This window comes from Polymorphospora sp. NPDC051019, from assembly GCF_040683055.1.
Lineage (GTDB): Bacteria > Actinomycetota > Actinomycetes > Mycobacteriales > Micromonosporaceae > Polymorphospora > Polymorphospora lycopeni.
Map to the genome: position 1 here is coordinate 43,608 of NZ_JBFBCH010000017.1, position 12,102 is coordinate 55,709.

The 12,102-nt window shown below is 70.7% G+C and carries 14 protein-coding genes; 9 read left to right on the forward strand and 5 right to left on the reverse strand.

All coding sequences use genetic code 11. From position 1 onward, the window contains the following. The first annotated feature begins 361 nt into the window (after nucleotides 1-361). The 4 genes from AB0M79_RS25915 to AB0M79_RS25930 all read left to right on the forward strand — a co-directional run bounded on the left by AB0M79_RS25915 (nucleotide 362) and on the right by AB0M79_RS25930 (nucleotide 3,836). Nucleotides 362-2,089 (forward strand): nitrite/sulfite reductase, encoded by a 1,728-nt coding sequence (locus tag AB0M79_RS25915; protein WP_364218210.1) that lies wholly within the window; start codon nucleotides 362-364, stop codon nucleotides 2,087-2,089. A 61-nt stretch (nucleotides 2,090-2,150) separates the two neighbouring features. Beyond that, on the forward strand, nucleotides 2,151-2,306 hold the full coding sequence (locus AB0M79_RS25920) for a hypothetical protein (RefSeq protein WP_364218212.1): 156 nt from the start codon (nucleotides 2,151-2,153) through the stop codon (nucleotides 2,304-2,306). Next, entirely contained in the window at nucleotides 2,303-3,058 is a 756-nt protein-coding gene (locus tag AB0M79_RS25925; protein ID WP_364218214.1) for a phosphoadenylyl-sulfate reductase, read from the forward strand. The genes AB0M79_RS25920 and AB0M79_RS25925 overlap by 4 nt, the downstream gene beginning before the upstream one ends. After that, a complete protein-coding gene (locus AB0M79_RS25930; protein ID WP_364218216.1) occupies nucleotides 3,042-3,836 on the forward strand; it encodes a CbiX/SirB N-terminal domain-containing protein in 795 nt (264 codons plus the stop codon). The genes AB0M79_RS25925 and AB0M79_RS25930 overlap by 17 nt, the downstream gene beginning before the upstream one ends. A 174-nt stretch (nucleotides 3,837-4,010) precedes the next feature. On the opposite strand, the gene AB0M79_RS25935 is transcribed toward AB0M79_RS25930, so the two are convergent. Together AB0M79_RS25935 and AB0M79_RS25940 are read right to left on the reverse strand one after the other, a co-directional pair. Beyond that, nucleotides 4,011-4,268 carry a WhiB family transcriptional regulator gene (locus AB0M79_RS25935; RefSeq protein WP_212826726.1) on the reverse strand — a complete coding sequence of 86 codons (258 nt, stop codon included), beginning with the start codon at nucleotides 4,266-4,268 and terminating at the stop codon, nucleotides 4,011-4,013. Between the two features lie 426 nt (nucleotides 4,269-4,694). After that, nucleotides 4,695-5,645, reverse strand: a complete 951-nt coding sequence (locus AB0M79_RS25940) for a diacylglycerol kinase family protein (protein ID WP_357533206.1) — start codon at nucleotides 5,643-5,645, stop codon at nucleotides 4,695-4,697. Nucleotides 5,646-5,687: 42 nt separating this feature from the next. Between AB0M79_RS25940 and AB0M79_RS25945 the strand changes: the two genes are divergently transcribed. Continuing rightward, complete coding sequence (locus tag AB0M79_RS25945; RefSeq protein ID WP_364218219.1) at nucleotides 5,688-6,083, forward strand: hypothetical protein; 396 nt, start codon at nucleotides 5,688-5,690, stop codon at nucleotides 6,081-6,083. Between the two features lie 12 nt (nucleotides 6,084-6,095). Here the strand turns inward: AB0M79_RS25945 and AB0M79_RS25950 are convergent, their stop codons facing one another. The 3 genes from AB0M79_RS25950 to sodN form a co-directional block, all read right to left on the reverse strand. Further along, nucleotides 6,096-6,479, reverse strand: a complete 384-nt coding sequence (locus tag AB0M79_RS25950; RefSeq protein ID WP_357533202.1) for an ATP-binding protein — start codon at nucleotides 6,477-6,479, stop codon at nucleotides 6,096-6,098. A 107-nt stretch (nucleotides 6,480-6,586) separates the two neighbouring features. After that, nucleotides 6,587-7,030, reverse strand: a complete 444-nt coding sequence (locus AB0M79_RS25955) for a GNAT family N-acetyltransferase (protein WP_364218420.1) — start codon at nucleotides 7,028-7,030, stop codon at nucleotides 6,587-6,589. 65 nt (nucleotides 7,031-7,095) lie between these two features. Continuing rightward, nucleotides 7,096-7,500: a superoxide dismutase, Ni gene (sodN, locus tag AB0M79_RS25960; protein ID WP_357533201.1), complete on the reverse strand. Its 405-nt coding sequence runs from the start codon at nucleotides 7,498-7,500 to the stop codon at nucleotides 7,096-7,098. 84 nt (nucleotides 7,501-7,584) lie between these two features. Here sodN and AB0M79_RS25965 point away from each other — a divergent pair, with 84 nt between their 5' ends. The 4 genes from AB0M79_RS25965 to AB0M79_RS25980 all read left to right on the forward strand — a co-directional run bounded on the left by AB0M79_RS25965 (nucleotide 7,585) and on the right by AB0M79_RS25980 (nucleotide 12,075). Further along, nucleotides 7,585-7,908, forward strand: a complete 324-nt coding sequence (locus AB0M79_RS25965; protein ID WP_364218222.1) for a S26 family signal peptidase — start codon at nucleotides 7,585-7,587, stop codon at nucleotides 7,906-7,908. Nucleotides 7,909-8,047: 139 nt separating this feature from the next. After that, a complete protein-coding gene (locus AB0M79_RS25970; RefSeq protein WP_364218224.1) occupies nucleotides 8,048-9,253 on the forward strand; it encodes an NADP-dependent malic enzyme in 1,206 nt (401 codons plus the stop codon). 197 nt (nucleotides 9,254-9,450) lie between these two features. Beyond that, the gene (locus AB0M79_RS25975; protein ID WP_364218226.1) at nucleotides 9,451-10,404 is read left to right on the forward strand and encodes a zinc-binding dehydrogenase; all 954 of its coding nucleotides are present in this window, start codon (nucleotides 9,451-9,453) and stop codon (nucleotides 10,402-10,404) included. 438 nt (nucleotides 10,405-10,842) lie between these two features. Continuing rightward, nucleotides 10,843-12,075 carry a hypothetical protein gene (locus AB0M79_RS25980; protein ID WP_364218228.1) on the forward strand — a complete coding sequence of 411 codons (1,233 nt, stop codon included), beginning with the start codon at nucleotides 10,843-10,845 and terminating at the stop codon, nucleotides 12,073-12,075. The last annotated feature ends 27 nt before the right edge of the window (nucleotides 12,076-12,102 follow it).

Below are 12,102 nucleotides of genomic sequence, written 5' to 3' on the forward strand. Positions count from 1 at the left end.
CCTCTAGAAGGCATTGGCTCTGATTGGTCGGCTATTCCCCGCCTGTTGTGAAGCCTCCCACAGCCGGACCGTCATGTGGGATCGAAACCGCACACTCTGGCTGGTGGGACCCGGGTGTGGCAGCATGGTCGGCATGACCGACGCTGTCGACCGCCGTCTCGTGGCACGCCGCCACGTGGACTACGGCCGCGTCCGCAGCGCCATCTGTCCGGCCCACTGACCCCGCCCGAAAACTCTCTCTCGGGCGCGCACCGCGCCGGCTCCCGACACCGACGTCGTCAGGCCCCGCATCACAGGCGGGGCGGCCGCTCGCACACCGCGTGTCCACCGCAGAGCAATCCCCAAGCAGGAGGACGCCGCGATGGCGGTCAGCGACACCCCGACCCGCGCCGGCGCGTCCGGCGGCACGGCAGCCCCGCGCCCGGCCGCCCGGGCGGCCCGTAAACCACGTGGCGAGGGGCAGTGGGCGGTCGGCCACCGCGAGCCGCTCAACCCCAACGAGCGGACGAAGAAGGACGACAACCCGCTCAACGTACGGGCCCGGATCGAGAACATCTACGCCCGGGGCGGCTTCGCCTCGATCGACCCGCAGGACCTGCGCGGCCGGTTCCGCTGGTGGGGCCTCTACACCCAGCGCAAGGCCGGCATCGACGGCGGACGCACCGCCGTCCTGGAGCCGCACGAGCTGGAAGACGAATACTTCATGCTCCGGGTCCGCATCGACGGCGGACAGCTCAACCTGGCCCAGTTGCGGGTCATCGCGGACATCTCGCAGGAGTTCGCCCGGGACACCGCCGACATCACCGACCGGCAGAACATCCAGCTGCACTGGATCCGGGTCGAGGACATGCCGGAGATCTGGCGCCGGCTGGAGGCCGTCGGCCTGGAGACCACCGAGGCGTGCGGCGACTGCCCGCGCATCGTGCTCGGCAGCCCGGTCGCCGGGGTGGCCGCCGACGAACTGCTCGACCCCACGTCGGCCATCGACGAGATCGTGGCCCGCTACGTCGGCGACCCCGCCTTCTCCAACCTGCCGCGCAAGTTCAAGTCGTCGATCTCCTGGCTGGCCGACACGCCGTACGAGGTCAACGACGTCTCGTTCGTCGGCGTCGACCACCCCGAGCACGGCCCCGGCTTCGACCTCTGGGTCGGCGGCGGGCTGAGCACCAACCCGATGCTCGCCCAGCGGCTCGGCGTCTGGGTGCCGCTCAGCGAGGTGCCCGACGTCTGGGTCGGCGTGGTGTCGATCTTCCGCGACTACGGATACCGCCGGCTGCGGCACCGGGCCCGGCTGAAGTTCCTGGTCGCCGACTGGGGCGTGGAGAAGTTCCGGGAGATCCTGGAGAAGGAGTACCTCGGCCGGACCATGCTCGACGGGCCGGCGCCCGAACTGCCCGGCAAGCCGATCGACCACATCGGGGTGCACGAGCAGAAGGACGGCCGGTCCTACGTCGGCGCCGCCCCGGTCGTCGGCCGGGTCTCCGGATCGCAGCTCGCCCGGCTCGCCGACGTGGTGGAAGCCGCCGGCAGCGACCGGGTACGGCTGACGCCGTACCAGAAGCTCCTGGTTCTTGATCTTGAGTCGGACCGGGTCGAGCCGCTGGTGACCGCGCTACGGGAGATCGGGCTGGAGGCCCGGCCGTCGGCGTGGCGGCGCGGCACGATGGCCTGCACCGGCATCGAGTACTGCAAGCTCGCGATCGTCGAGACCAAGGCCCGCGGCATGGAACTGGTCGCCCGGCTGGAGGAACGGCTGCGCGAGTTCGACGCCGACATCTCGATCCACATCAACGGCTGCCCGAACGCCTGCGCCCGCACCCAGGTCGCCGACATCGGCCTGAAGGGCCAGCTCGTGGTCGGCCCGGACGGCCGCCAGGTCGAGGGCTACCAGGTGCACCTGGGCGGCGGCCTCGGCATGGCCCAGGGCCAGACCGCCGGGTTCGGCCGCAAGCTGCGCGGTCTCAAGACCACCGCCGAGGAGCTTCCCGAGTACGTCGAGCGGCTGGCCCGCCGCTACCTGGCCGGCCGGACCGACGGCGAGTCGTTCGCCGACTGGGTCGTCCGCGTCGACGAGGAGGAACTGCGGTGAGCGAGCGAGCCAAGGGGCTCAGTGCCGGACACGGCGGCGCCGAGCGCAGCGAGGTGACGTCGTGAGCGAGCGGGCGGCGCCGCTGTACTGCCCTTACTGCGGCGAGGAGAACCTGCGGCCCAACGAGGAGTCGCACGGCGCCTGGGAGTGCCACGCCTGCGCCCGGGTCTTCACCGTGAAGTTCAACGGCCTGCTCACGAAGGGGGTGACCCGATGATCCCGGTTTCCGCCACGGACCTCGGCCTGGTCAGTCTCGCCGGACCGGTCGCACCGGCGCGCCGGCGTCCCGAGGAGTTGAAGTCGCTCGCCGAGGAGGCGGCCCGCGAACTGGAGGGCGCCCCGGCCGAGGAGATCGCCCGCTGGGCGGCGGAGGAGTTCGGTGACCGGTTCTGTGTCACCAGTTCGATGGCCGACGCGGTGCTGGCCCACCTGGTGTCGCGGGTCGCGCCCGGCGTCGACGTGGTCTTCCTCGACACCGGGCTGCATTTCCCGGAGACGCTGAAGGTGCGCGACACGGTCGCCCGCACGCTGCCGGTCAACGTCCGGTCGATCCGGGCCCGGATGACCGTCGGCCAGCAGGACGGCGAGTACGGCCCGCGGCTGTTCTCGAAGGCGCCCGACGAGTGCTGCGCGCTGCGCAAGGTGGAGCCGCTGGAGCGGGCGCTCGGCGACTACGACGCGTGGGCGGCCGGGTTGCGCCGCGACGAGTCGCCGACCCGCGCCAACACGCCGGTGGTGACGTTCGACGCCCGCCGGGGCCGGGTGAAGGTCAACCCGATCGCGGCGTGGACCCAGGGCGACGTCGACGCGTACATCTCGCGGTGGAACGTGCCGGTGAACGAGTTGTTCCGGCAGGGCTACACCTCGATCGGCTGCTGGCCGTGCACGCGGCGTACGAAGGCCGGCGAGGACCCCCGGGCGGGCCGCTGGGCGATGTTCGAGAAGACCGAGTGTGGCCTCCACACCTGACCGTTCCGGTGGTCGCAGCGGCCGGCTGACGGCGTCGCCGGTCGTCCTGGTCGCCCACGGCAGCCGCGATCCCCGGGCGGCCGCCGCCACCCGCGCGCTGGCGCGTGCGGTCGAGGCCGCCGACCCGGCCGTCGCGGTCCATCCCGCCTACCTGGACCACACCACGCCGCGCCCCGCCGACGTGCTGCACGCCCTGGCCGCCGCCGGGCACCCCGGGGCCACGCTGGTGCCGCTGCTGCTCACCGCCGCCTATCACGGCCGGGTCGACGTGCCGGCGGCGGTTGCCGACGCCTACGCGGCCGGGCTGCGGATCCCGGTACGGGTCACCGAGGTGCTCGGGCCGGCCGGTGGGATCGTCGACCGGTGGCTGCTGGCCGGGCTGGTGCGGCGGCTGGCCGCGGCCGGCACCGGGTTCGACGCCGTGGTGCTCGCCGCCGCGGGCACCCGGGACGCGGCGGCGCGGGCCACGGTCGACCTGGCGGCGGCCGCGCTCGGCACGGCCCTGGGAGTGCCCTGTGTGGCCGCGTACGCGTCCGCCGCGCCGCCGGCCGTCGGTACGGCGGTCGCCCGGCTCCGGGCCCGTGGCGCCCATCGGGTCGGGATGGCGGCGTATTTCCTCGCCCCCGGACGGTTGTACGCCGAGGCGGCCGCGGCGGCGCGGTCGGCGGGTGCGGTCGGCGTCGCCGGGCCACTGGAGGGCGCTCCGGAAATCGCCCGGCTGGTCCTCGCGCGGGTGGAATTGGCCGGCAGATCTCCGATACCACTCCTCGCGGCCTGACTGCCCGTATTCCTCACCGTTACCGAGTGAATAGTCGGCGTTCGATGGGGTGCCGATCCTTCGGCGGTTCGCATTCGCCGGGACGCACCCGCTGCGTAGCTAAAGGTGTACAGAACTCAGATACAGCGAAACGCCCCGGGAGTACCCGGGGCGTTTCGCTGTGAAGCTCGTTGGTCAGGCGGAGTGAGCGCGCAGGACCCGAAGGCCACCGCGGCGCTTAACGGCGCGCCGCTCTTCCTCGCTCATTCCGCCCCAGACGCCGGCGTCCTGACCGGACTCGAGCGCCCACTTGAGGCACTCGTCGGTCGCGGGGCAGCGCCGACAGACGGCTTTGGCCTGCTCCACCTGCAGCAGAGCGGGGCCGGACGTCCCGATCGGGAAGAACAGTTCCGGGTCCTCATCGCGGCAGGCAGCATGGTGGCGCCAGTCCATGGCGGCAACACTCCTCATTCTTGATCGGTGGTGATAAACACGCTGATCTTTATTTCCTATATGCATCCGCACGGCTGGTACGCGACGGAGTGCAGCCGTCGGATCAGCAGTGCGTGAGCAAGCTTTGAAAACCTTGGGAGATCGATCGGTGCGTGCCGCAATGGGCACGTCCGCGCAACATCCCGGTAACTCAGTTCGCTTGTGAATGCTTTCACGAACTCTGGCGATGTCAAGGGTGGCGCTCAGAAAAAATCTGAACGGGTGAGCAAGCTCACGACCCCTTTGTCCGATTTCCAGCGCTTGCCGGCAACCGGTGTGCCACAGCCACTAGTCAATGTAGTACAGTCCGCCCGACATTGCAGGCATATCAGGCAGGTGTCTCGCGGCGCTCTTGTGCGACCGGTCGCAACACCGCTTACCCACGTCTCAGCAGATTACTCTTAACGCGTCCGTCACAGCTGTGAACCGGACCTTCTCCCGCTCGCCGAGGTAGTCGCCGTCGAGCTGGAACGCCTGCGGGCGGTCCGACACGAGGGTGAACTCCGCCAGGTCGTGCAGCCGCAGCACGTGCCGACCCTGCGGGCCGGCGTCGCGGGTGATGAACTGCGCCATCGTCAACGCCGTGGTCGGCACCCGCAGCCGGCGCAGCGCCAGCACGTCGAGCCCCAGGTCGAAGGAGGCGTTCGGGTTGGGGTTCACCGGCCGGTCACCGAGGTAGGTCCACGGCGCGGTGTTCTGGATGATCGCCGTCGCCAGCTCCGGCACGTCCTCCTCGCCCGGCCGCTCCAGCGTCATCGCCGGATGCCGGCGGTCCGACGCCAGGAAGTAGCGGTTGAGGATCGAACGCATGTAGAGCCCCGGCGTCGACACCCGACCGCGCCGGCGGGCGCCCTCGACCCGCCGGATCACCTCGGCGTCCAGCCCGAACCCCGCGCAGAACGTGAAGTAGCGGTCGTCGGCCAGCCCCAGCCCGATCGTGCGGTAGCGGCCCAGCCGCAGTCCCTCCAGGATCACGCTGGTGCCCTCCGCCCACCCCTTCGGCAGGCCGAGGGCACGGGCGAAGACGTTCGTCGACCCGCCGGGCACCACCGCCAGGGCCGGCAACCGGGTCGCCGGCGGCTGCGCCGGGTCGACGGTGGGCGGCGCCGCGGTCATCAGACCGTTCACGGTCTCGTTGACCGTGCCGTCGCCGCCCAGCGCCACCACCAGGTCGATGCCCTGCTCGGCCGCCTCCCGGGCGAGCGCCACCGCGTGGCCGCGCCGACGGGTGTAGCGCACCGTGAGGTCGACCTCGGTGCTGAGCGCCCGGACGAGCACGTCACGGCCGCGTTCGCTGGTCGTGGTGGCTTTCGGATTGACCACCAGGAGGGCCCGCATTCCCGGGACTGTACCGCGCACCGGCGCGGGTATCGTGGCGCCGTGACGACCTCGGACCAGGCGGCCCCACCACCGCCGCCACTGCGCTGGGCCGTACGGCTGCTGATCGGTGAGGCGGTCGCGCTCGGCCTGGTCGCGGCCTACCTCGTCTGGCAGGACCTGACCGCCACCGCCAACGATCTCGCGACCGCGCTGCTGCTGACCGCGTTCGCGGTCGCCGGGGCGCTGGCCCTCTGGGCGCTCGCGGTGGCGCTGCGACGGCGCCGGGCCGGCGCACGGGCGCCGGCGATCGTGCTCCAGCTCATGCTGCTGCCGGTCGGCTACTACATGATCCAGGGCGGCCTGGCCTGGTTGGGGCTGCCGTTGATCGTGCTCGGTCTGCTGGTGACCGCGCTGCTGGTGAGCCCGCCGACCACCAGGGCGCTCGGGCTGGGGTAGCCGGGCCGGCCGTCAGTGTGCGGTGGCGCGGCGGCTGAGCAGCCTGATCGTCGCCTCGCTGCCCGACGCGGTCGCCGAGGCCGACGTGGTCAGGGCGGTCAGCACCTTCCAGGCGAACGACGACTCCGACGGCAGCCGGGCCTCCGGCACCGTCGGGACCGTGACCTCGACGGTGAGCGCGTCGTCGGTCACCGCGAAGCGGCACCGCAGCTCGGTGCCCCGGGGGGCGATGGCGAGCAGCATGGCGCACGCCTCGTCGACCGCGATCCGCAGATCCTCGATCTCGTCGAGGGCGAACTGGAGCCGGGCGGCGAGCCCGGCGGTAGCCGTACGGAGCACGCCGAGGTAACCACCGTCGGCGGGCACGGTCAACAGCACGATGTCGTCATCGACCATCGGCTGGAAGTCTGTCGCGAGCTGGCCCACCATGCCCTCCCCCCGATGGCGGACTCTACCGCCCCGGAGCACCCCTCGTGCGCGGCGGTGCCGAAAGGGGGGACGGGCTACCCCACCGGCGGGGTGACCGCCGCGGCGAGGGTGACGAGCGCCGGGCCCGTCAGGCGGTAGGGCACCCACTCGTCCATCGGCCCCGCGCCGATGGCGTGGTAGAAGTCGCGGGCCGGATTCCAGTTGAGCACCCACCACTCCAGCCGGGCGTAACCGCGCGCCACGCAGATGCCGGCCAGCGTCGACAGCAGCAGCCGGCCCGCGCCGGTGCCCCGGGCCGCCGGCCGTACGTAGAGGTCCTCCAGGTAGATGCCGTGCACGCCTTCCCAGGTGGAGAAGTTGAGGAACCACAGGGCATAGCCGACCGGCGTGTCGGCGGCGTCGACCGCCACGTGACCGAACAGCGCGGGTCGGGGGCCGAAGAGCGCGACCGACAGTTGCGCCTCGGTCAGGTGGCACAGTTCCGGCGCCCGCTCGTATTCGGCGAGTTCGTGCACCATCGCGACGACGGCCGGCACGTCAGCGGGACGTGCCGGCCGTACGGTCGGGCCGGGTGGGGCTCCGGTCACGCCTGCTTGGTCTCCCAGAAGATCTTCGCGATCTCGTCGATCTTCTGGAGCAGCTCGTCCGCCTTGGCCAGGTCGGTCGAGCCCTTGGCGCCGGACGCGCCGGCCAGCTTGGTGGTCTCGTTGAAGAGCTGGTGCAGGTGCGGGTACTTCTCGAAGTGCGGGGCCTTGAAGTAGTCGGTCCACAGCACCCACAGGTGGTGCTTGACCAGCTCGGCGCGCTGCTCCTTGATGATGAGCGCCCGGGTGCGGAACTCCGGGTCCTCGTTCGCCTGGTACTTCTCGATGATGCCCTTGATCGACTCGGCCTCGATGCGGGCCTGGGCCGGGTCGTAGACACCGCACGGCAGGTCGCAGTGCGCGCTCACGACGGTGCGCGGGGTAAGAATGCGTGGAAGTCGCATCAGGACGCCTCCATGAGATGTTTGCGATGATCCGAGCCGACACTACTCCTGAGACCCGTGCCCCGCGGGACGGAGGTGAAACCTGTGCCGAACCCGTTCGGGCTGTTCGCCGTACTGGTCAGGGGACCGTCGATGGCGCCGACGCTGCGGCACGGCGACCTCCTGCTGGTCCGGCGCGGGGGGCGCGCGGTCCGACCTGGCGACATCGTGGTGGCGACCTTCCGGACCCGGCCGGACCTGCTGGTCGTCAAGCGCGCCGTCCGTGCCGACGACGGCGGTTGGTGGGTACGCGGTGACAACGAGCTGGTGACCGACGACTCCCGTGCGTACGGCGTAGCCGACGTACGCGGTCGGGTCCTGTTGCGCTACTGGCCGAGGCCCGGACGGCCGCGTTACCGACCGGTATGACCCTGGTCACAGGCGCCTTCCGGGGCCGACACTATGCTCGGTTGCCGTGAACCGGGTGACCCCCGCGCCGCACCGCCGGCCAGCGCAGACCTAGCACCCGAGCCGGTCGGACCGTACGCTCGACGCTCCAGGAGTCACCATGTCTTCGTCTATTGTGGACCCTTCCGATACCGTCGCTCCCTCGCTGGACGGCGACCCGGTCTTCGAGTTGCACCGGGGCGGCAAGATGGTCGTCGCCTCGACCGTGCCGCTCACCAGCCGGGAGGATCTCTCACTCGCCTACACCCCCGGCGTCGCCCGCGTGTGTGAGGCGATCGCCGCCGACGAGTCGCTCGTCGACGACTACACGTGGGTTTCGCACACGGTCGCGGTGGTCACCGACGGCTCCGCCGTACTCGGGCTGGGCAACATCGGCCCCCGCGCGGCGATGCCGGTCATGGAGGGCAAGGCGGTCCTGTTCAAGCAGTTCGGCGGCGTCGACGCGGTGCCGATCTGCCTCGACACCCAGGACGTCGACGAGATCGTCTCGGTGGTCACCGCGCTCGCACCGTCGTTCGGGGGCATCAACCTGGAGGACATCAGCGCGCCCCGCTGCTTCGAGATCGAGCGCCGGCTCGACGAGGCGCTGCCGATCCCGATCTTCCACGACGACCAGCACGGCACCGCGATCGTCGTACTCGCCGCGCTGCGCAACGCCGCCGCCCTGCTCGACCGCAAGCTCGGCGACCTGCGGGTGGTCATCAGCGGCGCCGGCGCGGCCGGGGTGGCGGTGGCGAAGATGCTGTTCGCCGGCGGGGTCAGCGCCGGTGACACCGTCGTCTGCGACTCCCGCGGGATCATCCACCGCGACCGCGCCGACCTCGGCCCGACGAAGGCCGAACTCGCCGAACTCACCAACTCCGCGGGCCGTACCGGCGGCATCGCCGACGCGCTGGCCGGCGCGGACGTGCTGATCGGGGTGTCCGGCGGCCAGATCGCCGAGGAGGCGGTCGCCGGCATGGCGCCGGGTGGCATCGTGTTCGCCCTGGCCAACCCGACCCCCGAGGTGCACCCCGACGTGGCCGCCCGGCACGCCGCCGTGGTCGCCACCGGCCGCAGCGACTTCCCCAACCAGATCAACAACGTGCTCGCCTTCCCGGGCATCTTCCGGGGGGCGCTCGACGCCCGGGCGACCGCGATCACCGACGGGATGAAGGTCGCCGCGGCGGACGCGATCGCAGGCGTGGTCGCCGAGGCGCTGAGCGCCGACGCGATCGTGCCCTCGCCGCTCGACCCCCGGGTGGCTCCGGCGGTCGCCGCCGCCGTGGCCGCCGCCGCCCGTCGCGACGGCGTCGCCCGCGCCTGACGGTTTCCGAACTGGGGCCGGCCCGAACGGGCCGGCCCCAGTTTCGTCGGGGCCCGGTCCGTTCGGGCCGTCAAGATCCGGGTGATCAGGGAGTACGTCGCACGACACACCGAGGACACGCCCGGCTTGGTCCCTGATCACCGTGATCGAGAGTGCATGATCTTGAAGGGGGTCGGGGGCGCTGCTAGCGTCCGGACATGCGCGCCGCCTACGCCTCGAAGTTCGACGATGACAACCCGCTCGCGGCCCTTGCCGTCGGCGACCGGCCCGAACCGGTGCTGCCCGACGACGACTGGGTGACCGTCGAGGTGCGGGCCAGCTCGCTCAACCACCACGACCTGTGGTCACTGCGCGGCGTCGGCCTCGGCGCCGCGCAGTTGCCGATGATCCTCGGCTGCGACGCGGCCGGGATCGACGACCGGGGCAACGAAGTGGTCGTCTACCCGGTGGTGCCGACCCCGGCGGATCCCCGGGGCATGTCCATCCTGTCCGAGCACCACCAGGGCACCTTCGCGGAGCGGGTGGCGGTGCCGCGCGCCAACCTGGTGCCCAAGCCCGCGGAGCTGTCGTTCACCGACGCGGCCTGCCTGCCGACGGCCTGGCTGACGGCCTACCGGATGCTCACCACGAAGGGGCGGGTCGACGAGGCCGAGGCGGTACTCGTGCAGGGGGCCGGCGGTGGGGTCGCCACCGCCGCCGTGGTGCTCGCCCTCGCGCTCGGCAAGCGGGTCTACGCGACCAGCCGCGATGCCGCCAAGCGGGACCGGATCGCCGGACTGGGGGCGACGGCGCTGGAACCCGGCGCCCGCCTGCCGGAACGGGTCGGCGTGGTGATCGAGACCGTCGGGGCGGCGACGTTCGACCACTCGCTGAAGTCCGCCGCGACGGGCGGCCGCATCGTCGTCTCCGGTGCGACCGCCGGACACGAGCCGAAGGTCAACCTGCGGCGGGTCTTCGCCATGCAGTTGGAAATCCTGGGCACGTCGATGGGCACCCCGGCCGAGCTGCGTGACCTGCTCGCCCTGTGTCGGGACCGGTCGGTGCGACCGGTGGTCGACAGCGTGCACGGGTTCTCCGCGGTGGGGGAGGCGTTCGCCCGGCTGCACTCCGGAAACGTCTTCGGCAAGGTCGTGCTCGACCACACCCGCTGACCGGTCCACCGACCCCTGGGCGGACCGGTGTGGACACGCTCGTTCCGCAATCTGTAATCCGGACCTATGCGGCGTTTCAAAACGGACACTAAGGGAGCATAAGAGGCTGGAAAAGAACAAATAAGCTTCAGTAAAGGGTGACCTAAAGAAAACTAAAGGTTCGACGGGCGTCCTTGCCGCTGTGCAACTGATGAACTTCCCGGGCCGGGTAGAGTCGGTCCGTTCGTAACTCTGATCATCGCGAACGATTGTGTTCGAAGGAGTCAGATCTTGAAGTTCTCGGCAGCGCACAGGAGCACCGGGCGAGCCACCCACCGGCGCCCGACAGAGCCTCGGGTGCTCCGTCGTCCGACCCGCACACTGCTGGTTGTCCTGACCACGGTCGGCCTTGCTGTGACGGGTATCGGGGTTGCCGTGGCCGGTAGTCGCGGCGACTCCGTGACGGTGACCCGCGCCGGCACCGTCATCGACGGCGAGAAGATCAATGGTTATCTGCACATCAAAGCGAACAATGTGACAATCAGGAACGCCACTCTGCGTTACGGCGGCAATCATACGCTGCGCGTATTCAGTGGCTTCACTGGAACCGTCATCGAGGACACCAAGATCTATTGCGAGGCGGCGAAGACCAACGGTGTCGTGTTCGGCAACTACACCGCCCGCCGGGTCGACCTTTTCGGCTGCAAGAACGGATTCATGTATTCCGACTCGGCGCCGGCCGTCATCGTGGACTCGACATGGAACGGCAAGCCCGTCTCGGTCGGCTCGGACTCCGGCGGCCGGCCCGCGCCGGCCCCGTCACCGACCAGGTCGACCGCGCCGAGCCCGTCCCCGTCCCCGTCCCCGACGCCGAGCGCCACGACGTCGACCGCGCCGGCCCCGAAGCCGACCCGTACCACGACGTCCGCCCCGCCACCCCCGGCCGGCGGCGGCATCCCGGCGTCCTTCCCCGGACCGCACAACACCGGCGTGCCGGCCGGCGTGACGTTGAAGAACTCCGGCGGCATCACCGCCTCCCGCGACGGCCAGGTCATCAGCGGCCTCAACATCAACGGCTGCGTCACCGTCACCGCGAAGAACGTGGTCATCCGCAACTCGCGGATCAGTTGCGGCGGGACGTACTCGATCCGGACCAACGGGGCGAAGAACCTGGTCGTCGAGGATGTCGAGATCAACGGGCAGGGCAAGAACTCGGCCGCCGTCTGCTGCGGCGACTACACCCTGCGCCGGGTCGAGATCACCAACGTCATCGACGGGCCACGGCTCGGCAGCAACGTCCGGATCGAGGACTCCTGGATCCACCACCTGACCCGGGTCTCCGGCTCGCACAACGACGTACTCCAGACCACCGGGGCGTCCAACATCGTGGTGCGCGGCAACACGCTGGAGGCGTACAACCCGACGACGCGGGATCCGTTCAACGCCTGCCTGATGATCGGTTCGACGACCGGGCCGATCGTGTCGAACCTGACCTTCGAGCGAAACTACTGCAACGGCGGCAACTACTCCATCGGGGTCCGCGAGGATCTCAACGCCGCCAACATCGTCATCCGCAACAACGTCTACGGCCGTGACTACCGCTACGGCGTCATCGCCCGGCCGCAGCAGTCCGGCATCACCTGGGAGTCGGCCACCAACGTGTTCGCCGACAACCGCAAACCCGTCAAGTAGCGGGACCGACAAGCAGTTCGACGCCCT